At 70.1% G+C, this 21,567-nt stretch carries 19 protein-coding genes, 1 pseudogene and 1 riboswitch; of the genes and pseudogenes, 17 read left to right on the forward strand and 3 right to left on the reverse strand.

What is annotated here, in order from left to right:
* Positions 1-139: 139 nt before the first annotated feature.
* Complete coding sequence (gene uvrA, locus ACSEEN_RS06415) at positions 140-3,013, forward strand: excinuclease ABC subunit UvrA (RefSeq protein ID WP_247863921.1); 2,874 nt, start codon at positions 140-142, stop codon at positions 3,011-3,013.
* 123 nt (positions 3,014-3,136) lie between these two features.
* Positions 3,137-3,439: a hypothetical protein gene (locus tag ACSEEN_RS06420; RefSeq protein WP_440712666.1), complete on the forward strand. Its 303-nt coding sequence runs from the start codon at positions 3,137-3,139 to the stop codon at positions 3,437-3,439.
* 69 nt (positions 3,440-3,508) lie between these two features.
* On the opposite strand, the gene ACSEEN_RS06425 is transcribed toward ACSEEN_RS06420, so the two are convergent.
* Both ACSEEN_RS06425 and ACSEEN_RS06430 read right to left on the reverse strand, forming a co-directional pair.
* Positions 3,509-3,793 (reverse strand): hypothetical protein, encoded by a 285-nt coding sequence (locus ACSEEN_RS06425; protein ID WP_247863919.1) that lies wholly within the window; start codon positions 3,791-3,793, stop codon positions 3,509-3,511.
* 25 nt (positions 3,794-3,818) lie between these two features.
* Complete coding sequence (locus ACSEEN_RS06430) at positions 3,819-4,196, reverse strand: DUF1844 domain-containing protein (RefSeq protein WP_247863918.1); 378 nt, start codon at positions 4,194-4,196, stop codon at positions 3,819-3,821.
* Between the two features lie 263 nt (positions 4,197-4,459).
* On the opposite strand from ACSEEN_RS06430, the gene infC reads away from it, so the two are divergent.
* The 4 genes from infC to ACSEEN_RS06450 all read left to right on the forward strand — a co-directional run bounded on the left by infC (position 4,460) and on the right by ACSEEN_RS06450 (position 6,562).
* Positions 4,460-5,032, forward strand: a complete 573-nt coding sequence (gene infC / locus ACSEEN_RS06435) for a translation initiation factor IF-3 (RefSeq protein ID WP_247868035.1) — start codon at positions 4,460-4,462, stop codon at positions 5,030-5,032.
* 93 nt (positions 5,033-5,125) lie between these two features.
* Positions 5,126-5,320: a 50S ribosomal protein L35 gene (gene rpmI / locus ACSEEN_RS06440; RefSeq protein WP_247863917.1), complete on the forward strand. Its 195-nt coding sequence runs from the start codon at positions 5,126-5,128 to the stop codon at positions 5,318-5,320.
* A 34-nt stretch (positions 5,321-5,354) separates the two neighbouring features.
* Entirely contained in the window at positions 5,355-5,735 is a 381-nt protein-coding gene (rplT, locus tag ACSEEN_RS06445; RefSeq protein ID WP_247863916.1) for a 50S ribosomal protein L20, read from the forward strand.
* 35 nt (positions 5,736-5,770) lie between these two features.
* Positions 5,771-6,562 (forward strand): TrmH family RNA methyltransferase, encoded by a 792-nt coding sequence (locus ACSEEN_RS06450; protein ID WP_247863915.1) that lies wholly within the window; start codon positions 5,771-5,773, stop codon positions 6,560-6,562.
* On the opposite strand, the gene ACSEEN_RS06455 is transcribed toward ACSEEN_RS06450, so the two are convergent.
* Positions 6,547-8,862: a protein kinase domain-containing protein gene (locus ACSEEN_RS06455; RefSeq protein WP_247863914.1), complete on the reverse strand. Its 2,316-nt coding sequence runs from the start codon at positions 8,860-8,862 to the stop codon at positions 6,547-6,549. The genes ACSEEN_RS06450 and ACSEEN_RS06455 overlap by 16 nt on opposite strands.
* 195 nt (positions 8,863-9,057) lie before the next feature.
* Positions 9,058-9,203, forward strand: a riboswitch (cobalamin riboswitch).
* A 39-nt stretch (positions 9,204-9,242) separates the two neighbouring features.
* Between ACSEEN_RS06455 and ACSEEN_RS06460 the strand changes: the two genes are divergently transcribed.
* The 11 genes and pseudogenes from ACSEEN_RS06460 to ACSEEN_RS06510 all read left to right on the forward strand — a co-directional run bounded on the left by ACSEEN_RS06460 (position 9,243) and on the right by ACSEEN_RS06510 (position 21,359).
* Positions 9,243-9,467 (forward strand): CbtB domain-containing protein, encoded by a 225-nt coding sequence (locus ACSEEN_RS06460; RefSeq protein ID WP_247863913.1) that lies wholly within the window; start codon positions 9,243-9,245, stop codon positions 9,465-9,467.
* Between the two features lie 15 nt (positions 9,468-9,482).
* A pseudogene (locus ACSEEN_RS06465) lies at positions 9,483-10,393 on the forward strand (CbtA family protein).
* Positions 10,394-10,580: 187 nt separating this feature from the next.
* Complete coding sequence (gene pheS, locus ACSEEN_RS06470) at positions 10,581-11,633, forward strand: phenylalanine--tRNA ligase subunit alpha (RefSeq protein ID WP_247863911.1); 1,053 nt, start codon at positions 10,581-10,583, stop codon at positions 11,631-11,633.
* A gap of 56 nt (positions 11,634-11,689) precedes the next feature.
* A complete protein-coding gene (pheT, locus tag ACSEEN_RS06475; RefSeq protein WP_440712667.1) occupies positions 11,690-14,224 on the forward strand; it encodes a phenylalanine--tRNA ligase subunit beta in 2,535 nt (844 codons plus the stop codon).
* Positions 14,225-14,249: 25 nt separating this feature from the next.
* Positions 14,250-15,395, forward strand: coding sequence for a metallophosphoesterase (locus ACSEEN_RS06480; protein ID WP_440712668.1), 1,146 nt, complete (start codon positions 14,250-14,252; stop codon positions 15,393-15,395).
* A 179-nt stretch (positions 15,396-15,574) separates the two neighbouring features.
* Positions 15,575-16,639: an N-acetyl-gamma-glutamyl-phosphate reductase gene (gene argC, locus ACSEEN_RS06485; protein ID WP_440712669.1), complete on the forward strand. Its 1,065-nt coding sequence runs from the start codon at positions 15,575-15,577 to the stop codon at positions 16,637-16,639.
* A gap of 47 nt (positions 16,640-16,686) precedes the next feature.
* Positions 16,687-17,874 carry a bifunctional glutamate N-acetyltransferase/amino-acid acetyltransferase ArgJ gene (gene argJ, locus ACSEEN_RS06490; protein WP_440712679.1) on the forward strand — a complete coding sequence of 396 codons (1,188 nt, stop codon included), beginning with the start codon at positions 16,687-16,689 and terminating at the stop codon, positions 17,872-17,874.
* A complete protein-coding gene (gene argB, locus ACSEEN_RS06495; protein ID WP_247863907.1) occupies positions 17,871-18,752 on the forward strand; it encodes an acetylglutamate kinase in 882 nt (293 codons plus the stop codon). Before argJ ends, argB begins: the two co-directional genes overlap by 4 nt.
* On the forward strand, positions 18,749-19,942 hold the full coding sequence (locus tag ACSEEN_RS06500) for an acetylornithine transaminase (protein WP_440712670.1): 1,194 nt from the start codon (positions 18,749-18,751) through the stop codon (positions 19,940-19,942). The genes argB and ACSEEN_RS06500 overlap by 4 nt, the downstream gene beginning before the upstream one ends.
* On the forward strand, positions 19,939-20,862 hold the full coding sequence (argF, locus tag ACSEEN_RS06505; RefSeq protein ID WP_298444704.1) for an ornithine carbamoyltransferase: 924 nt from the start codon (positions 19,939-19,941) through the stop codon (positions 20,860-20,862). Before ACSEEN_RS06500 ends, argF begins: the two co-directional genes overlap by 4 nt.
* Positions 20,859-21,359 carry an arginine repressor gene (locus tag ACSEEN_RS06510; RefSeq protein ID WP_247863904.1) on the forward strand — a complete coding sequence of 167 codons (501 nt, stop codon included), beginning with the start codon at positions 20,859-20,861 and terminating at the stop codon, positions 21,357-21,359. Before argF ends, ACSEEN_RS06510 begins: the two co-directional genes overlap by 4 nt.
* Positions 21,360-21,567 lie beyond the last annotated feature (208 nt).

A 21,567-nucleotide genomic window follows, 5' to 3' on the forward strand; every position in this document is an offset into this window, starting at 1 on the left:
CGCTCACAGGTCTCGCGGTGTCCGCTACGGGCGAAGGCTTCCAGCGCGGATCTTGTCGGTACCCCCGCGTAGGCTTGATCAATGGGAAAACCGCTGCACCGGCAGCGGTGACGAACATGAATTCTGTGAGGTTTGAGCAGTGGTAGATCGCCTGATCGTCCGGGGTGCGCGTGAGCACAATCTGCGTGGCATCGACGTCGATCTGCCGCGTGATTCGCTGATCTGCTTCACCGGCCTGTCCGGGTCCGGGAAGTCGTCGCTCGCCTTCGACACGATCTTCGCCGAGGGACAGCGCCGCTACGTCGAGTCGCTGTCGGCGTACGCGCGCCAGTTCCTCGGGCAGATGGACAAGCCCGACGTCGACTTCATCGAGGGTCTCTCGCCCGCGGTCTCCATCGACCAGAAGTCGACCAACCGCAACCCGCGGTCGACGGTCGGCACCATCACCGAGGTGTACGACTACCTGCGCCTGCTCTACGCCCGCGCCGGTACCCCGCACTGCCCGGTGTGCGGGGAGAAGATCTCCCGGCAGACGCCGCAGCAGATCGTCGACCAGGTGCTCGACATGGAGGAGGGGACCCGGTTCCAGGTCCTCGCTCCGGTGGTCCGGACGCGCAAGGGCGAGTTCGTCGACCTGTTCGCCGAACTCCAGACCCAGGGTTTCGCGCGTGCCCGCGTCGACGGGGTGGTGCATCAGCTCGCCGATCCGCCGAAGCTCAAGAAGCAGGAGAAGCACGACATCGACGTCGTCGTCGACCGCCTGGTGGTGAAGCCGTCGGCCAAGCAGCGGCTCACCGATTCGGTGGAGACCGCGCTGCGGCTCGCCGACGGGATCGTCGTGCTCGACTTCGTCGACCGCGCTGAGGACGACCCGGAACGGACTCGCCGCTTCTCCGAGAAGATGGCCTGCCCCAATCACCATCCGATCGCGATCGACGACCTGGAACCGCGCAGCTTCTCGTTCAACTCGCCGTACGGTGCGTGCCCGGTGTGCGACGGCCTCGGCGTCCGCAAGGAAGTGGACGAGTCGCTGGTGGTTCCCGACCCGGACATGACCCTCGCCGAGGGGGCCATCGCCCCGTGGTCCACCGGCCACAACGCCGAATACTTCGGCCGGCTCATCGGCGGGCTCGCCGAACAGATGGGCTTCGATCTGGACACCCCGTGGAACAAACTGCCGCGCAACGCCCGCAAGGCGCTGCTCGACGGCTCCGACCATCAGGTGCACGTCAAGTTCCGCAACCGCTACGGCCGCACGCGCAGCTACTACACCGAGTTCGAGGGCGTGATGGCCTTCCTGACGCGCCGGGCCGACGCCACCGAATCCGAGCAGATGAAGGAGCGGTACGAGGGCTACATGCGCGACGTGCCGTGCCCGGCCTGCTCGGGGACGCGGCTGCGCCCGGAGATCCTGGCCGTCACGCTGCACAGCCCGGAGCACGGCGACAAGTCGATCGCCGAGGTCACCGCGCTGTCGGTGGCCGAGTGCGCCGAATACCTCGATTCGCTGGCGCTCGGCGAGCGCGAGGCCGCCATCGCCGGGCGCGTCCTCAAAGAGGTGCAGGCGCGCATCACCTTCCTGCTCGACGTCGGCCTGGAATACCTCTCGCTGGCGCGCGCCGCGGGCACACTGTCCGGTGGCGAGGCGCAGCGTATCCGGCTCGCGACGCAGATCGGCGCCGGTCTCGCCGGGGTGCTGTACGTGCTCGACGAGCCGTCGATCGGTCTCCACCAGCGCGACAACCGCCGCCTGATCGACACCCTGGTGCGCCTGCGCGACCTGGGCAACACGCTGATCGTCGTCGAGCACGACGAGGACACCATCCGTGCTGCCGACTGGATCGTCGACATCGGCCCGCGCGCCGGCGAGCACGGCGGGCAGGTCGTGCACAGCGGCAGTTACAAGGCGCTGCTGAAGAACAAGGAATCGCTGACCGGCGCCTACCTGTCGGGCCGCAAGACCCTCGAGGTGCCCGACCTGCGGCGGCCGATCGACCGCAAGCGCCAGCTGACCGTCGTCGGCGCCCGCGAGAACAATCTGCGCGGCATCGACGTGAAATTCCCGCTCGGGGTGCTGACCGCCGTCACCGGGGTGTCCGGGTCGGGCAAGTCGACCCTGGTCAACGACATTCTGGCCACCGTCCTCGCCAACAAGCTCAACGGTGCACGACAGGTTCCCGGCCACCACACCCGCATCACCGGGCTCGAGCACCTCGACAAGCTGGTCCAGGTGGACCAGTCGCCGATCGGCCGCACCCCGCGCTCCAACCCGGCCACCTACACCGGCGTCTTCGACAAGATCCGAACCCTGTTCGCGGCCACCACCGAGGCCAAGGTGCGCGGCTACCAGCCCGGACGGTTCTCGTTCAACGTCAAGGGCGGCCGCTGCGAGGCGTGCATGGGCGAGGGCACCATCAAGATCGAGATGAACTTCCTGCCCGACGTCTACGTCCCGTGCGAGGTCTGCCACGGTGCGCGATACAACCGCGAAACGCTGGAAGTCCACTACAAGGGCAAGACCATCGCCGAGGTGCTCGACATGCCGATCGAGGAGGCCGCCGAATTCTTCGAGCCGGTCAGCTCGATCCACCGCTACCTCAAGACGCTGGTCGACGTCGGCCTCGGCTACGTGCGCCTCGGGCAGCCCGCGCCGACGCTGTCCGGTGGCGAGGCGCAGCGCGTGAAGCTGGCCGCCGAACTGCAGAAGCGCTCGACGGGCCGCACCGTCTACGTGCTCGACGAGCCCACCACCGGCCTGCACTTCGAGGACATCCACAAGCTGCTGCTGGTGATCAACGGCCTGGTCGACAAGGGCAACACGGTGATCGTCATCGAGCACAACCTCGACGTGATCAAGACCGCCGACTGGGTGATCGACATGGGGCCGGAGGGTGGCAGCGGCGGCGGCACCGTCGTCGCGCAGGGCACCCCCGAACAGATCGCGGCCACCCCGGCGTCACACACCGGCGGCTTCCTGCGGCCCTTGCTCCCCGCCGAGGAGTCCGCCAGCTGATCGCGCGGGCGTCGTCGGACGGCGCTGGCGGACTTCCACGCCGCTGGTCAGGTATCGCCAGCGGCGTCCAGGTTCGGCTGGACCGTCCGGCGCCGCCAGCGGCGCCGCCACTAGGCTGGGGCCATGAGCGCCGACCAGCCGATCGATCCCGACACCATCCTCGACGCCGAGGTGGTCGAGATGCCCGGCGTCAGCGCGCCGTCGTACGAGGAGGTCACCGGCTACACGCGCGCCGGAGAACCGACCCTCGACCACGTCCGGGAGAAGATCGAGCAGCGCGCCGCGCTCGCCATCGGCACCGAGGAACTGCTCGCCGCGATGCCCGAGAGCATGTCGTTCGACGAGTTCTTCGCCGAGCGCGAGCAGGCCGCGAAAGCCAAGCTCGACGAGATCCGCAAGTCGATGGGCTCCGGCAACGCGGGGTAGGGGGTAGCTCGCAGACCGTCGCAGAAGCGGGAATGATGACCGTCGATGCAACGGTCTGAGAACGAGAGACTAAGGCCGTCGCGTGGTGTAGGCGTCGATGGCGTCCTTCGCCTCGATCAATCCCGCGCCGGTGGCCACGCGGTAGGCGCGGATGGCGGCTACCGCGTCACCACGGTCGGCCAATCCGCGCACCTCAGAGGTGAGGCCGGGGTCGGCGTCGGCTTCGAGGGCGGCGAGTTCGCGCTGGTCCACTCCCGCCCTTTCGGCCAGAACCCCCGAAAGACCCGTGAGATTCCGCACGTGTGCCGCCAGGTGATCGATGTGTTGCTGCTGACGTCGTGCCTTACCGAACATGCCTGCAAGCTACCAGCGGGAACGACTATCCCTTGACCGGGCCGGTCAGCTTCTCGCCCGGGCCCTCGCCCGGGGCGTCGGGGTAGGCGCTGGCCTCCCGGAACGCGAGCTGCAGGGCCGTGAGGCCGTCGCGGATCGGCTTGCGGTGCAGGCCCAGGTCGCCCGCGGAGGCGGTGACGAGACCGGCGAGCGCGGTGATCAGGGCGCGGGCCTCCGGCAGGTCGCGGTACTGTTCGTCACCGCCGGCCTCGGGACCGATCTTCTCCGCCGCCGCGCTCATCAGCATGACGGCGGCGCGGGTGATCACCTCGATGGCCGGAATGGTGGCCAGCTCGCGGACCTGGTCGTCGGCGGAGGACTCCGGCGTGCCGGACGGATCGGTCGAGTGGGAATCTGCGCTCACGACTGTTAGACTGGCACAGCACGACCGCCCCGGCTCTGTCGGGGTAGCAAGAGGATCTTCGAATCCCACCGCCCGACGTGACGTTTCGACAAGCTCGATGAGCGAGAAACGCGCAGTTTTGCGGTTCCGGTCACGTCATCGTACGACGACGGTGCAGCGCGACCTTCCGTAGGGAAGGGCGCGGCCCGCGATCGATGGCGTCCACGGTTCGAAGCCCCCCTTGTTACTCCGCCACCGCCCAGCCCGGTCGGCGAGAGAGAAACATTGATCGAGGAGGCCACATCAGCACCGAGACCCGCATCAACGACCGCATCCGCGTCCCCGAGGTTCGACTTGTCGGCCCCGGCGGGGAGCAGGTGGGCATCGTGCGTGTTGAAAATGCGCTCCGCCTGGCTGAAGAAGCCGACTTGGACCTGGTGGAGGTCGCGCCCGACGCGCGCCCGCCGGTGTGCAAGATCATGGACTACGGCAAGTTCAAGTACGAGGCGGCGCAGAAGCAGCGCGAGTCCCGCCGTAACCAGCAGATGACCGTCATCAAGGAGCAGAAGCTCCGCCCGAAGATCGACGACCACGACTACGAGACCAAGAAGGGTCACGTGGTCCGGTTCCTCGAAGCGGGTTCCAAGGTGAAGGTCACCATCATGTTCCGCGGTCGCGAGCAGTCCCGCCCCGAGCTGGGCTTCCGGCTGCTCCAGCGGCTGGCCGGCGACGTCGCCGACTACGGCTTCGTCGAGACCTCGGCCAAGCAGGACGGCCGCAACATGACCATGGTCCTGGCCCCGCATAAGGGATCCAAGACCAGGGCGCAGGCCAAGCAGTCCGCTTCGGGCTCCTGAGCCGCACCCACCCCGAAACCCCCACTCACGCGGAGTCGATCCCGAGCCGGCCAGCCGGCCCGGGATCGGACTTCGCCCGAATGAAGGAAATTCATGCCTAAGAGCAAGACTCACAAGGGCACCGCGAAGCGATTCAAGGTGACCGGCAGCGGCAAGATCGTGCGCGAGAAGGCCGGCAAGCGCCACCTCCTGGAGCACAAGTCGTCGCGCGTCACCCGCCGGATGAGCGGCACCGAGGTGGTCAGCGAGGCCGACGCCCCGCGCATCAAGCGCCTGCTCAACAAGTGACTTTCAAGAATCGTTAGTGAAGGACTAGATACTCATGGCACGTGTGAAAAGGGCCGTCAACGCCCAGAAGAAGCGCCGCAGCACCCTCGAAGCGTCGAAGGGCTACCGCGGCCAGCGTTCGCGCCTCTACCGCAAGGCCAAGGAGCAGCAGCTCCACTCGCTGACCTACGCGTACCGCGATCGCCGCGCACGCAAGGGTGAGTTCCGCAAGCTGTGGATCCAGCGCATCAACGCCGCGGTCCGCGCCAACGACATGACCTACAACCGCTTCATCCAGGGCCTCAAGCTCGCGGGTGTCGAGGTGGACCGCAAGGTGCTGGCCGACCTGGCCGTCACCGACCCGACCGCCTTCACCGGCCTGGTCGAGGTCGCGCGCAAGGCGCTCCCGGCCGACGTCAACGCGCCGGCTGCCTGATCGTCGCCGATCAGCACCCACCGAAACGACCCGTGATGGACGTTCTCACCGAACGCTCGTCACGGGTCGTTTCGCTGTCCAAGCTTCATCGCGCCCCGGTACGACGTGCCGAGGGCCGTTTCCTCGCCGAGGGCGCCAACAGCGTCGACGCCGCCCTCGCCACCGGCCGGGCACAACAGCTGCTGGTCCGGTCCGACGACGCCGAGCGCTTCGCCGGGCTCATCGACCGCGCCGAAGCGGCCGGTCTTCCGGTGCACCTGCTCAACGCGCGCGCCGCGGACAAACTCGCCGAGACGACCACCGCGCCCGGCATCATCGCGGTCTGTGAACTCCTGACCGGACCGGTGGACGACGACGCCCTCGCGGGCGCCGGATTCCTCGTCGTGGCCGTCGAACCACGGGAGCCCGGGAACCTCGGCACCCTGATTCGCTGTGCCGACGCGATGGGCGCCGACGCGGTGGTGCTGCTGGGGGACTGCGTGGACCCGCACAACGGCAAATGCGTCCGGGCCAGCGCGGGCAGCGTCTTCCATGTCCCGCTGCTGACCGACCGTGACATCGCCGGGGCGCTCGACCGTATCCGTGCTGCCGGCCGCACCACCCTCGCCACCACGATGGACGGGGAGGTGCCGCTGCCCGCCGCGGGCGAGCTGCTGGCCCGGCCGCACGCGTGGCTCTTCGGCAACGAAGCGCACGGCCTGCCCGGCGACGTCCTTGCCGCCGCCGACCATCGGGTGTCGATCCCGATCCGCGGCCGCGCGGAGAGTCTCAACCTCGCGGCCGCGTCGGCGATCTGCCTTTACGCCTCAGCTCACGCCGGGAACTGAACCTTCTGCGGCGTCGCCGTCTTCTCGGTCTTGCTGCCGTTGCCGAGCTGACCGATCTCTCCGTCACCCCAGCAGTAGAGGTCGTCGCCGGAGCGGGCACAGCTGGTCAGCGTGCCGGTCATCACCGCGGTGACCTTGCTGAGGCCGTTGACCTGACGCGGTGAGTTCACGATCTTCGGATCACCGGAGCCGCCGGCCTGCGAGTAGCCGTCGCTGCCCCAGCAGTACACGTCGCCCGACGCCACCGTGCACACGGTGTTCAGGTCGGTGGTGACCGCTTCGACCTTCTCCACTCCGCTCACCAGCGCGGGCGTCGTCTGATCGCTGGAGCCGTCGCCGATCGGGGCGCCCCAGCAGTACAGCTGGTGGTCGGCGACGGCGCAGACCTGGCTGAACCGGCTGGTGCTCGACGACCCGCCGCCGACGGCGATCGAGGTCACCTTCTTGTCGAGGAGATTCCCGACGAGTTGCGGCTGGTACTCGTCGCTGGTGTTGCCGTTGCCGAGCTGGCCGTTGCGGTTATCGCCCCAGCAGTAGGCCTTGTGCTCGGTGGTCAGGGCACAGGTGGTGCCCAGCCGCATCGAGATCGACGCGACGCCGCCGATGCCGTCGACCTTGGTCGGGGTGTTGATCTGGCCGGCGCTGGAGCCGCGTCCGCCCTCGCCGTTGGCGTTCCAGCCCCAGCAGTAGACGTCGCCGTCGGAGACCGCGCAGGTCGTGTGGAAGTCGGTGGCGATCGCGGTGACCTTGCCGAGCCCCGGCACCTGGTAGGGGGTGCCGCGGTCGCCGTCGTCCTGGTCGCCGAGGACGCCGAACAGGCCGCTGCCCCAGCAGTACGCGTGGCCGTCGGCGACGGCGCACACCGAGATCGTCGCCGACGAATCACTGCTGCTCGGCAGGTATCCGCCGACCGAGACGGCGGTGACATTGGTCAGGCCGTTGATCTTGACCGGTGTCGCCCGGTCGTCCTTGGTGCCGTCGGCCAGCTGGCCGTCGCCGTTGTTGCCCCAGCAGTACAGCGCGTCGTGCTGGACGGCGCAGACGGTGCCGACGAACGACGCCAGCTGAGCCTGTGTGGCGGCGGACGCGGTCGGTGGCGCGTCGTCGTCGCCGCCCATGTTCGCGAGGAAGATCCCGAGGGGCACCGCGACGATGACCACCGCGGCGATCGCCGCCAGTGAGATCCACAGCGCCTTGCGGCTCTTCTTCGGCGGCACGGGCGCGCCGGGATAGCCGGGCTGGCCCGGGTACGACGCCATCGGCGACCACGCGGTCTGTCCGGCCGTGCCCGGCACGCTCGGATGGCTCTGCTGACCGGGGAATCCGGTGAAGCCGGGCGGCATCGCCGACGGCTGGCCGCCGGTGTTCGCGGTCGGATACGACGGCTGGGAGGGATGTGACGGCTGGGAGGGGTGCGACGGCTGACTCGGCGCGCCGGCCGGTGGCACCGGCGCCACCGCGGTCGCGGTGCCGCCCGGCGTCTGGCCGAGCGCGCGCTGCAGTTCCGCGGCGAAGGTGCGGCAGTCGGGGAAGCGGGCGGCCGGGGCCTTGGCCATGGCGCGCTCCAGCACCGGGGCGAGCGCGGCGAGGTCGGGACGGACCTGGGCGATCGACGGCGTCGGCTGCTGCAGGTGCGCCATCATGATCGCGGCCGAGGTGTCCCCGTGGAACGGCGTGGTGCCGGCCAGCAGCGTGTACGTGGTGCAGGCGAGCGCGTACTGATCGGACATCGCGTCGGCGGTCTGGCCGGAGATGATCTCGGGCGCCGTGTACGCCATGGTGCCGACCACCGAGTTCGCCGCGGTGAGTTGCGGCGAGTCGGCCAGCCGCGCGATGCCGAAGTCGAGCACCACGGCGCGCCGGAGCTTGCCGTGCTCGTCGCGGGTGATCACGATGTTCGCCGGCTTGATGTCGCGATGCACCACCTGCCGCGCGTGCGCGTAATCGAGGGCGTCGGCGACCTGCGAGACGGCGTTGATCACGTCGGCGGTGGAGAGCCGCACCGACGCCAGGTCGGGGCCGTCGAGGTAGCTCATGGTGAACCACGGGGCGTCGTTCTCCACGCCGTACGCGTAGACGGTGATGATGCTCGGGTGATCGAGGGCGGCCGCGGTGCGGGCCTCGTTGGTGAAGCGCGTCTGGAAGTCGGGGTTCGAGGTCCCGCCGACCGAGATCACCTTCATCGCTTCCCGGCGCATCAGATGCGGGTTCTCGACCAGATAGACGTCGCCCATGGCGCCCGACCCGAGCTGGGCGACAACCCGGTAACCGGCGATGTCAGAACCTGGTGCGACGGGCACTATTCCTCCTGGGCGAGAGCGACGGGGGCAAAGCTTGGGACAAACCTACCGTGATCGGGGTCCCGCGAACGTGCTGCAGCGGCCCCAAGAGACAAGTCGAGTAGTCCTGCGGGGTGCCCGATGCGTAGATCTACCCGGTGCCGGGAGAGTGGATCGCGCCCTGGATGCGACCTTCGTGGCAAATCGGTCACCGGCTTGACCTGCGACGATGTCGGGTGGTCAGCTTGAGAAGGTACGACGGCCAGCGGAACCCGGTGGGACTCCGGGACGGTGGCGCCACTGTGAGATCACCGGATGGCCGGGGATCGAGTCAGATACGCGGCCGTCATGCTCGACATCCGACGACGACGGGGCGCACCACCCCGAAGGAGGCCCTCCCGATGAGCACACATGTTTCGACCCACGACCCGCGCGCCGGCATCTCCGCCGAGGCGCTGTCGGCCGGACGCGTCGCCCTGATCCTGAGCATCACGGTGCTGCTCGCACTGCTGGCGTACTACTTCATCGGTGTCGACGAGGGCATGACGTCGGTCTTCGGCAAGACGATGGTCGTGCACGAATGGGTGCACGACTCCCGTCACTTCCTCGGCTTCCCCTGCCACTGAGCGGGGACCGACATCATGGAACTCCGTGTCATCGGGCGCGGAGCGCTCGCCGGTCTGATCGCGGGCGTGCTGGGCTTCATCTTCGCCAAGGTCTTCGCCGAACCCGTCATCAACAAGGCCATCGACTACGAGTCGGGGCGCGACGACGCCCTGCATGCGCTGAATCAGGCGGCCGGCCGGGCGGTCGAACCGGACGGGCCGGAGATCTTCAGCCGGACCATCCAGTCGACCGTCGGGATCGCCACCGGCATCATCGGGTTCTCCATCGCCATGGGTGCGCTCGTGGCGGTCGCGTATGTGGTGCTGCACGGCCGGTTCTCGATCCGTCCGCGCACTCTGGCGTGGCTGATCGCCGGTTTCGGCTACCTCGGCGTATTCCTGCTGCCGTTCGTCAAGTACCGGCCAATCCGCCGGCCATCGGTCACGACTTCACCATCCAGGCCCGTGGACACCTGTACCTGGGCATGGTGGCCATCTCGCTGATCCTGCTCGGCCTGACCGTGTACGCGGCGGTCAAGCTGACGCCCCGGCTGGGGCGCGGCACGTCGATCATCGTCAGCGTCGTCGGGTTCCTGGTGGTCTTCGGGATCGTGCTCGCCGTGATGCCGTCGCTGGGCGATCTGTCGGCGAACGTGGCGCACAGCGGCCAGTTCGGTTTCGCCCGGGCCGCCACCGAGACCCCGCAGCCGATCACCAATATCCTGTCCACGCCGCTGACCATCGACGGCAGGACCGTCGCGCCCGGACAGATCGTCTATCCCGGGTTCGACGCCGACGTGCTGTGGAAGTTCCGGTGGTACTCGCTGCTCAACCAGACGCTGATCTGGCTCGTGATCGGACTCGTCTTCGGCGCGTTGGTGGACCGGCTGTTCGATCCGGCTCCGCGGCGGGCCGTTCGTGAAGAGGCGGCCCCCGTCGGGGTGTGACTCGACCCCGGCAGGGCGGCGCGGAGCATCCCGTGACGGTGCTGCCTACTTCCGTCCGCGCCGTGCCCGGCTGGTCGCGCAGAAGACCGCCCGCCGCCTGCCCCTTCGGGTCGCGGGCAGCGGGTTCGGGTGCGTCGACTAATCTTGTGGTGCATATTCGCCAGTCGAGCCCAGGGAGAACACGTCGGTGTCTGACGATGTCGTTGAGAGCAGTTTCCCGTCCGCGGAGGAGCTTTCCGCCGCGGTGACCGCCGCGGTCGCCGCCTTCGGCGATGCGCGGGACCTCGCGGCGCTCGCCGAGACCAAGGTGGCGCACGTCGGTGACAAGTCGCCGGTCGCCCTGGCACGACGCGCCCTCGGTGCGCTCCCCAAACAGGAGCGTTCGGCGGCGGGCAAGCTGGTCAACGAGGTGCGGGGACAGATCGCCGCCGCCCTCGACGAGCGGACCGCCGAACTGACCGCCGAGCGGGATGCCGCGGTGCTGGTCGCCGAGACCCTCGATGTCACGCTGCCCGCGGCGCGACGCCGGGCCGGCGCCCGCCACCCGATCACGGTGATCGCCGACCAGGTCGCCGACGTCTTCATCGGCATGGGCTGGGAGATCGCCGAGGGCCCGGAGGTGGAGACCGAGCATCACAACTTCGACGCGCTCAACTTCCTGCCCGATCATCCGGCGCGCTCCATGCAGGACACCTTCTATATCGCTCCCGAGGGGTCGCGGCAGGTGCTGCGGACGCATACGTCTCCGGTCCAGGTGCGATCCATGCTGAGCCGCGAGGTGCCGATCTACGTCGCCTGCCCGGGCCGGACGTTCCGCACCGACGAACTCGACGCCACGCACACCCCGGTCTTCCACCAGATCGAGGGCCTGGCCGTCGACAAGGGCCTGACCTTGGCGAACCTGCGCGGCACCCTGGAGACCTTCGCGAAGGCGCTCTTCGGCCCGGACACCACCACCCGCATGCGCGCCAGCTACTTCCCGTTCACCGAGCCCTCCGCCGAGGTCGACGTGTGGTTCCCGGGCAAGAAGGGCGGCGCCGGCTGGGTCGAGTGGGGTGGCTGCGGCATGGTCAACCCGAACGTGTTGCGCGCCAGCGGCATCGACCCCGACGTGTACACCGGCTTCGCGTTCGGCATGGGGCTGGAACGCACCCTGCAGTTCCGCAACGACCTGCCCGACATGCGCGACATGGTGGAGGGCGACATCCGTTTCACCCTCCCGTTCGGCGCGGCGCTCTAAGCCCCGGCCCACCGCAGACACCGTCACACCCCGCACTCACGCGAAAGAAGTTCCCCGTGCGCCTCTCCCAGTCCTGGCTGACCGAAGCACTGCAGGCCGGAGCTCCCGGCTGGTCGGCGTCGACCGATCAGATCGACGCCGGCTTCGTCCGCGTCGGATTCGAGATCGAGGACGTCGAACCGTTCCCGGCCGTCACCGGTCCGCTGGTGATCGGGCGGGTCGCGGAGATCGAGGAACTCACCGAGTTCAAGAAGCCCATCCGTTTCTGCCGCGTCGACGTCGGGGACCGGGCGAGCGCAGCGACGGGGGATGCCGAGGCCACCGACGCGGGCACGACGCTGCAGGAGATCGTCTGCGGCGCCCGGAACTTCGCCGAAGGCGACCTGGTGGTCGTGGCGCTTCCCGGTTGCGTGCTGCCCGGTGACTTCGAGATCGCCGCGCGGAAGACCTACGGCCGGGTCTCCAACGGCATGATCTGCTCGGTCTCCGAACTGGGTATCGGCACCGACCACGCCGGCATCCTGGTCCTCGCGCCGGGGACCGCCGAGCCCGGCGCCGACGCGCACGAGGTACTCGGTCTGAACGACGTCGCGATCGACGTCAACGTCACCCCGGACCGCGGCTACGCGTTCTCCATGCGTGGCCTCGGCCGCGAACTGGCCAGCGCCTTCGCCGTCGACTACGCCGACCCGGCGGCGGTCCCGTCGATCGCTGAGCCGGCCGAGGGAGTCACCGGGCCGGCGTCCTGGCCGGTGCGGCTCGACGACGACGGCAAGGCCACCCGCTACACCGCCCGCGTGATCGAGGGCGTCGACGCCACCGCGATCTCCCCGTGGTGGATCGCCAAGCGCCTGATGGTCGCCGGGATCCGGCCGATCTCGGCCATCGTGGACGTCACCAACTACGTGATGATCGAGCTCGGCCAGCCGCTGCACGCGTTCGACGCCGACAAGGTGACCGGCACCGTCGTCGTGCGGGCCGCACGGGCGGGGGAGAAGCTGACCACCCTCGACGGCGTGGAACGCACCCTCGATCCCGAGGACGTGGTGATCGCCGACGACTCCGGCCCGATCGCGCTGGCCGGCGTGATGGGCGGCGCCGCGACCGAGGTCACCGACGGCACCACGCGCATCCTGCTGGAGTCGGCGAACTTCGACCAGGTCCGCGTCTTCCGCACCGGCAAGCGGCACAAGCTCAGCTCCGAGGCCGCCAAGCGCTTCGAACGTCTGGTGGATCCGGAGATCACCGCGGTCGCGTCCGATCGGGCCGCCTCGCTGATCACCGAGGTCGCCGGCGGCGAGATCGCCGGCCCGCTCGCCGACGTGCGTGCCGAGGTGCCGCCGGTCGCGGCGATCGTGATCGACGCCGACCTGCCCGACCGCACCGCGGGCGTCGTCTACCCCGCGGGCACCACCGTCGCACGACTGCGCGAGGTCGGCGCCGCGGTCGACGACGTCGCGGGCACCCTGAGCGTCACCCCGCCGTCGTGGCGTCCCGACCTGCGGCAGCCCGCCGACCTCGTCGAGGAGGTCCTGCGCCTGGAAGGTCTGGAAGACATCCCCGCGGTGTTGCCGAGCGCCCCCGGCGGCACCGGCCTCACTCCGCGCCAGCACCGGCGCCGCGCCGTCGGCATCGCCCTGGCCACCGACGGCTACGTCGAGGTGCTGCCGTATCCGTTCATGCCGGCCGGTGTGTTCGACACCTGGGGCCTGGCCGATGACGACCCGCGCCGCGACACCGTGAAGGTCCTCAACCCGCTGGAAGCCGACCGGCCGGAGCTGAACACCACCCTGCTGCCGGGCCTCCTGGAGATGACGGCCCGCAATATCGCGCGCGGCAACCGCGACCTGTCGCTGTACACGATCGGCCAGGTGGTGCTCGGCGGCGAGCGGGGGCCCGTGGTGCCACCGCTCGACGTCACCCGCCGCCCGTCCGACGAGGAGCTGACCGCACTCGACGCCTCTCTGCCCGCACAACCAGTGCACGTCGCCGCCGTCCTCACCGGGCTGCGCGACCCCGCCGGTCCGTGGGGGCCGGGCCGGACGGCCGACGCGTACGACGCCTTCGAGGCGGCCCGCACCGTCGCGGCCGCCGCGGGCATCGAGGTGACCCTGGTCGCCGATCAGTACGCGCCGTTCCACCCCGGCCGCTGTGCCCGTCTGGAGGTCGACGGGGTGGCCGTCGGCCATGCGGGCGAGCTGCACCCGGCGGTCCTGGAACGTGCCGGACTGCCGGCCCGCCTGTGCGCCCTGGAGCTGGATCTCGACGCACTGCCGCTGCGGACCGTTCTGCCGTCGCCGGCGGTCTCGCCGTTCCCCGCCGTGCTGCAGGACGTGAATGTCGTAGTGGCGCAGGACGTTCCGGCTCAGCGGGTGCAGGACGCGCTCGCCGCCGGCGCCGGCGACCTCCTGGAGTCGATCTCGCTGTTCGACGTCTTCGCCGGTGAGCAGGTGGGCGAGGGCAACAAGTCGCTCACCTTCGCGCTGACCTTCCGGGCCGGCGACCGCACTCTCACCGAGGACGAGGCGACCGCGGCCAAGCTCGCGGCGGTCGAGCACGCGGGCGGGGTGGTCGGCGCACGCCTGCGCTGACCGCATGCGCTCCTGATCGGCCGCCGTGTACTGGATCGTCGCCGTCGTCGCCCTCGCGGTGGTCGCCGCGCTGACCTTCTGGCTGCATCGGCGGCTGGTGGTGGCCACCGGGATCTCCGGCCGCTGGGCGATGGTGGCCGACACGGTCCTGCTCATCGGCATGGTCCTGGGGGTCTGCGCCTTTCTGGTCGGCATGGGTGTGCTCGATCCGGCGTGGGCGCGGCCGGTCGGCTTCGCCGGGTACACCTGGTGGGCCGTCGTCTTCTATCTGATTCTCGGCAGCCTGCTTCTCGGTCTCGTCTCCCTGGCGATTCGCGCGGTCTCCCGGCTGCGCGGTCGAGGACGTCCGGTCCGTCCACAGCGCTGGCTGCAGATCGCGACGGTCGTGGTCGTGGTGGCCTCGGCGGTGATCGTCGGGTACGGCCTCACCGAGGCGAACCGGGTCACCGCGACCGAGGAGACCGCACGGATCGCCCGCCTGCCGCAGCCGTTCGACGGCCTGCGCATCGCGTTGGTCACCGACCTGCACGTCGGGCCCGCGCGGGGAGCGTCGTTCACACGGCGGGTGGTGCGTGAGGTCAACGCCGCGCATCCGGACGTGGTGATCCTGGGCGGTGACCTCGCCGATGGCACGGTCGCCGAGGTGGGCCGCGATCTGCACCCGCTGCGCGACCTGCGCGCACCGCTCGGCGTCTTCGGCGTTTCCGGGAACCACGAATACCTCGCCGGAGACGGTGGGGCGTGGCTCGACTACTGGCAGACTCTCGGTGTGCGACCGCTGCGTAACGAGCGCGTCGAGCTGCACCGCGAAGGTGCCGTGATCGATCTGGCCGGCGTCTACGACGCCACCGCGCCCGATCCATATGCTCCCGATCCGGCGAAGGCGCTGACCGGGCACGACCCGAACCGGGTCTTGATCTACCTCGCCCACCAGCCGCGGCAGGCGACGGACGTCCAGGGTCGGGGTGTCGATCTGCAACTCTCCGGGCACACCCACGGCGGGCAGTTGTGGCCGTTCGGCTATCTCGTGGGTCTGCAGCAACCGGTGGTCGAGGGTTTCGGCGATGTCGGTGACGTGCGGGTCTTCACGTCGCGCGGTGCGGGTGCGTGGGGCCCGCCGGTCCGGGTCGGTGCGCCGCCGCAGATCGCGGTGCTGACACTGCGCCGCTGAGCGGGTGTGGTCCGTCGGGTGCCGAAACCGGGACCGGTGCTCGTGACTTCGTTGTTGCCCACTCGGCAGGGCGGGCGACAACGACGTGGGTGGGCGATGCCCACTGAGTCAGGGGGCGAGACGCGCCGGACCGCCGACCCGATGATGAATTAAATTGCAGTCTCGTGCATAATGATCCCATGACAACGCGGATTGCGGTGGCGGGCGCCAGTGGCTACGCGGGAGGCGAGATTCTTCGGCTCCTCTGCGGTCACCCGCGCCTGGCCACGGGTGAGATCGAGATCGGTGCCCTCACGGCGGGCGGGAACGCCGGGACCCGGCTGGGGGAGCACCATCGCCACCTCCTGCCGCTGGCGGACCGCGTTCTGGAGGACACCACACCGGAGGTACTGGCCGGGCACGACGTGGTGTTCCTCGGGCTGCCCCACGGTCAGTCCGCGCAGATCGCGAACGCCCTGCCGCCGAGCACGCTGATCGTCGACTGCGGCGCCGACTTCCGGCTGCAGGACCCGGCCGAGTGGGCCCACTACTACGGTGGCGAGCACGCGGGGACCTGGCCGTACGGGATGCCCGAACTGCTGATCGACCCTTCGACGGGGCTCAGGGGGCGAACGGAACTGTCCGGCGCGAGCCGGATCGCCGTTCCGGGCTGCTTCCCGACCGTCTCCATCCTCACCCTCGCTCCGGCCCTGGCCGCCGGTCTGGTCGAGCCCCGGGTGCAGGTGGTCGCGGTGACCGGCACGTCGGGTGCGGGGAAGGCCCCGAAGGTGGCGTTCCTCGCCTCCGAGGTGATGGGGTCGGCCCGGGCGTACGGGGTCGGCGGAACCCACCGGCACACCCCGGAGATCACCCAGGCGCTGTCGGCGGTGGCCGATCAGCCCGTCGAGGTGTCGTTCACGCCGGTCCTCGCACCGATGTCGCGGGGCATCCTCGCGACCTGCACCGCACGGCTGTCGGCGAGCACCGATCTCGCCCGGGTCCGGGCGGCCTACGAAGCGGCCTGCGCCGACGAGCCGTTCCTTCACCTGCTCCCGGCCGGAGAGTTCCCGGAGACCGGCGCGGTGGTCGGCAGCAACGCGATCCAGATCGGCCTCGGCGTCGACGAGCGGACCGGTATCCTCACGGCGATCGGTGCCGTGGACAATCTGACCAAGGGCACCGGCGGCGCCGCCGTGCAATCGATGAACCTGGCCCTGGGCTGGGGCGAGACCGAAGGACTGACCACCGTGGGAGTCGCCCCGTGACCGCCAACCTTCCCGACGAGCACCTCGATCAGCTGATCGGCGCGCGGATGATGCGGCGGCAGGGAGTCACCGCGCCGCTCGGCTTCCGGGCCGCAGGCCTCACCGCGGGCCTCAAACCGTCCGGCAAGTCCGACGTCGCCCTCGTCTTCAACGAGGGACCCGACCTCGGTGCCGCCGCCGTCTTCACCCGCAACCAGGTGAAGGCCGCCCCCGTGCTGTGGACCCAGGAGATCATGAAGAGCCGGCGGGTGCGGGCGGTGATCCTCAACTCCGGTGGCGCCAACGCCTGCACCGGTCCCGGCGGCTTCCAGGACACGCACGCCACCGCCGAGGCGGTCGCCGAGACGCTGTCGAACTGGGGCACCGAGACCGGCGCGTTCGAGGTCGCGGTGTGCTCCACCGGGATCATCGGCGAACGACTGCCGATGGACAAGCTGCTGCCCGCGGTCACCGAGATCGTCCATGAGATGGGCGGCGGCCTGGAAGGCGGCACCGACGCGGCGTACGCGATCATGACCACCGACACCGTGCCCAAACAGGTCGCCCTGCACCATCCGGGCCGGTGGAACGTCGGCGGCATGGCCAAGGGCGCGGGCATGATGGCGCCGTCGCTCGCCACCATGCTCGTGGTGCTGACCACCGACGCGAAGGTCACCCCCGACATGCTCGACACCGCGCTGCGCCGGGCCACCGCGCTCACCTTCGACCGGCTCGACATCGACGGCTCGATGTCGACCAACGACACCGTCCTGCTGCTCTCCTCGGGCGCCAGCCAGATCGAGATCACCCAGGCCGAGCTCGACGCCGCCGTGTTCGCCGTGTGCGACGACCTCGCCGCGCAGTTGCAGGCCGACGCCGAGGGCGTCACCAAGCGGTGCGCGATCACCGTCCGGGGTGCGCGCACCGAGGACGACGCGCTCGTCATCGCCCGCGCCGTCGCCCGCGACTCCCTGGTCAAGACCGCGCTGTTCGGCTCCGACCCCAACTGGGGCCGCGTCCTCGCGGCGATCGGCGCCGTCACCGTGCCGATCGACCCGGACACCATCACCGTCTCGTTCAACGGCTCGACGGTGTGCGAGAACGGCACCGGGGTGCCCGGTGCCCGCGACGTCGACCTGTCCGGCGACCTGATCGAGGTGGTCGCCGACCTCGGCCTGGGCGACGCGAGCGCGACCGTCCGCACCACCGACCTGTCCCACGCCTACGTCGAAGAGAACTCGGCCTACACGACATGACCACCCCCCTCGACAAAGCGTCCATCCTCGCCGAATCGCTGCCCGCGCTCCAGGCCCTCCACGGCCGCCGCGTCGTCGTCAAGTACGGCGGCAACGCCATGGTCGACGACGGTCTCAAAGCGGCCTTCGCGGCCGACATGGTGCTGCTGCGCGCCTGCGGCATCCACCCGGTCGTCGTGCACGGCGGCGGCCCGCAGATCTCCGCCATGCTGAAGCGGCTCGGCCTGGAAGGGGAGTTCCGCGGCGGCTTCCGCGTCACCACCCCCGAGGTGATGGACATCGCCCGCATGGTGCTGTTCGGGCAGGTCGGCCGCGAACTGGTCGGCCTGATCAACGCCTACGGCCCCTACGCCGTCGGCCTCACCGGGGAGGACGCCAAACTCCTCACCGCCACCCGGCGCACCGCGCTGGTCGACGGCGAGCCCGTCGACATCGGCCTGGTCGGCGACATCGCCGCGGTCAACACCTCCGCGGTCGACGACCTGATCGCCGCCGGCCGCATCCCGGTGATCTCGACCATCGCCCCCGATGTCGACGGGGTGGTGCACAACATCAACGCCGACACCGCGGCCGGGGCCGTCGCCGCGGCACTGGGCGCCGAGCACCTGGTGATGCTGACCGACGTCGAGGGGCTGTACACCGACTGGCCGGACCGGTCGTCGCTGGCCTCGGAGATCGACGCCGCCGCGCTCACCGAACTGCTGCCCCGGCTCGACTCGGGGATGATCCCCAAGATGGAGGCGTGCCTGCGCGCCGTCGAGGGCGGCGTCGGTGCCGCCCACGTGATCGACGGGCGCGAGCCGCACGCCGTACTCGCCGCCCTGCTCACCTCGTCCACCGCGGGCACCACGGTTCTCGCTTCGAAAGGAAAGTCATGACCGCCCCGCTGCAACAGCGCTGGTCCACCGCGCTGATGAACAACTACGGCACCCCGCAGATCGCGCTGGTGCGTGGTGCGGGCGCCGTCGTGCACGACGCCGACGGCAACGAGTACCTGGACCTGCTCGGCGGGATCGCCGTCAACGCGCTCGGGCATGCGAATCCTGAACTCGTGCAGGCGGTCTCGGAGCAACTGAGCACCCTCGGCCACGTGTCGAACATCTACATCTCGCCGATCGTCGTCGAACTGGCCGAACGGCTGCTCGATGCCTTCGGCGTCCCCGACTCGCGCGTCTTCCTCTGCAACTCGGGCACCGAGGCCAACGAGGCCGCCTTCAAACTGGCCCGGCTCACCGGCCGGCCGGAGATCGTCGCCGCCGAGGGCGGCTTCCACGGCCGCACGATGGGTGCGCTCGCGATGACCGGGCAGCCGGCCAAACGTGGTCCGTTCGAGCCGATGCCCGCCGGTGTCGGGTTCGTGCCGTACGGCGACATCGCCGCGCTCGACGCCGCGGTCACCGACCGGACCGCCGCGGTGATCCTGGAGCCGATCCAGGGGGAGAACGGTGTCGTCGTCCCGCGCGACGAGGGCTATCTGGCCGCGGCGCGGCGCATCACCACCGAGCGCGGCGCACTGCTGATCCTCGACGAGGTACAGACCGGCATCGCCCGGACCGGCACCATGTTCGCCCACCAGCGCGCGGGGATCGTGCCGGATGTGATGACGCTCGCCAAGGGCCTCGGCGGCGGGCTGCCGATCGGCGCCGTCATCGCCACCGGCCCGGCCGCCGGACTGTTCGGCCCGGGGCAGCACGGCACCACGTTCGGCGGCAACCCCGCCGCCGCGGCCGCCGCGCTCACCGTGCTGAAATACATCGACGACCACGGCCTCATCGACCACGTCGACGCGCTCGGCAAGGACTGGGCCGCCGCCATGGAGGCGCTGGACCATCCGCAGATCGTCGAGGTCCGGGGCGACGGCCTCCTCCTGGGCGTGGTGCTCCGCGACGACATCTCGCGCGAGGCCGAGGCCGCCGCGCGCGAGCGGGGTTTCCTGATCAACGCCCCGGCGCCGAACGTGATCCGCCTCGCCCCGCCGCTGATCCTCACCCGGGAGCAGGCCGACTCCTTCGTCGCCGCCCTCCCGGACATCCTCGACACCGCTGCCGCACAGAAGGACCAGAAATGACCCGGCACTTCCTCCGCGACGACGACCTCACGCCCGCCGAACAAGCGCGCGTGCTGGCCCTCGCGGCCGAACTGAAGGCCGATCCGGTCGGGCCCAAGCCGCTCGCCGGCCCGCGCGCCGTCGGCGTGATCTTCGACAAGAACTCGACGCGGACGCGGTTCTCCTTCGAGGTCGGCATCGCTCAGCTCGGCGGGCACGCCGTCGTCGTCGACGGCACCAAGACGCAGATGGGGCGCGACGAGTCGCTCGCCGACACCGGCCGGGTGCTGTCTCGGTTCGTCGACGCCGTCGTATGGCGGACCTTCGGGCAGGAGCGGCTCGACGAGCTGGCCGCCCACGCCACGGTGCCGGTGGTCAACGCGCTGTCCGACAGCTTCCACCCGTGCCAGGTGCTGGCCGACCTGCTCACCATCACCGAGCACAAGGGCGCCCCGGCCGGGCTGACCATGACCTACCTCGGCGATACCGCCAACAACATGGCGCACTCGCTGGCGCTGGGCGGCGTCACCGCCGGTATGCACGTGCGCCTCTCCGGCCCGGACGGCTTCGACCCCGACCCGGAGATCCTGGCGGCCGTCCACGATCGCGCCGCGCAGACCGGCGGCAGCGTGACGGTGATCGACGATCCGGCCGCCGCGGCCGCCGGCGCCGACGTGCTGGTCACCGACACCTGGGTGTCGATGGGCCAGGAGGACGACGGACTCGACCGCGTCGGGCCGTTCCGTCCGTACCAGATCAACGACGAACTGCTGGCGCAGGCCGCACCCGGTGCGATCGTGCTGCACTGCCTGCCCGCGCACCGCGGTGAGGAGATCACCGACGAGGTGATCGACGGGCCGGCCAGCGTGGTGTTCGACGAGGCGGAGAACCGCCTGCACGCGCAGAAGGCACTGCTCACCTGGCTGCTGGAGCAGCCGTGAACCACGTCGACGACCACGCCCGGCTCGCCGCGACGCGGGCCGGGCGGCTGGCGCGGATCGTCGAGATCCTCACACACCGGCAGGTCCGCAGCCAGGTGGAACTGAGCAAGCTGCTCGCCGAGCAGGGGATCGACGTCACCCAGGCGACCCTGTCGCGCGACCTCGACGAACTCGGCGCGGTGAAGCTGCGGGCGCCCGACGGCGGGGCGGGCGTGTACGTGGTGCCCGAGGACGGCAGCCCGGTCCGCGCGGTCGAGGGCGGCACCGACCGGCTGTCCCGGCTGCTCGGCGACCTGCTCGTCTCCACGGACTCCTCGGGCGGCACCGCGGTCCTGCGTACGCCGCCCGGCGCCGCGCAGTACCTCGCGAGCGCCCTCGACCGGGCCAGCCTGCCCGACGTGGTCGGCACCATCGCCGGCGACGACACCGTCTTCGTCCTCGCCCGCGAACCCGTCACCGGCGCCGAACTCGCCGACCGCATCGAAAGCCTGGTGTGAGCCCACATGCCGGTCGAGACACCATGATGGTCGAGCGAAGTCGAGACCATCCGTGCTGGTCGGTCGTGCTGTGTTGATCTCGACTCCGCTCGATCAGCGTGGGGTGATCTCGACTCCGCTCGATCATCGTGGGTGACCTTCGCCCACCGCCGGCTGAGCCGGTCGAGGCGCCAGCCGAGACCGAGTCGAAGCCAAGCCCCAGACAACC

It is taken from the genome of Gordonia marina (assembly GCF_052036135.1).
Lineage (GTDB): Bacteria > Actinomycetota > Actinomycetes > Mycobacteriales > Mycobacteriaceae > Gordonia.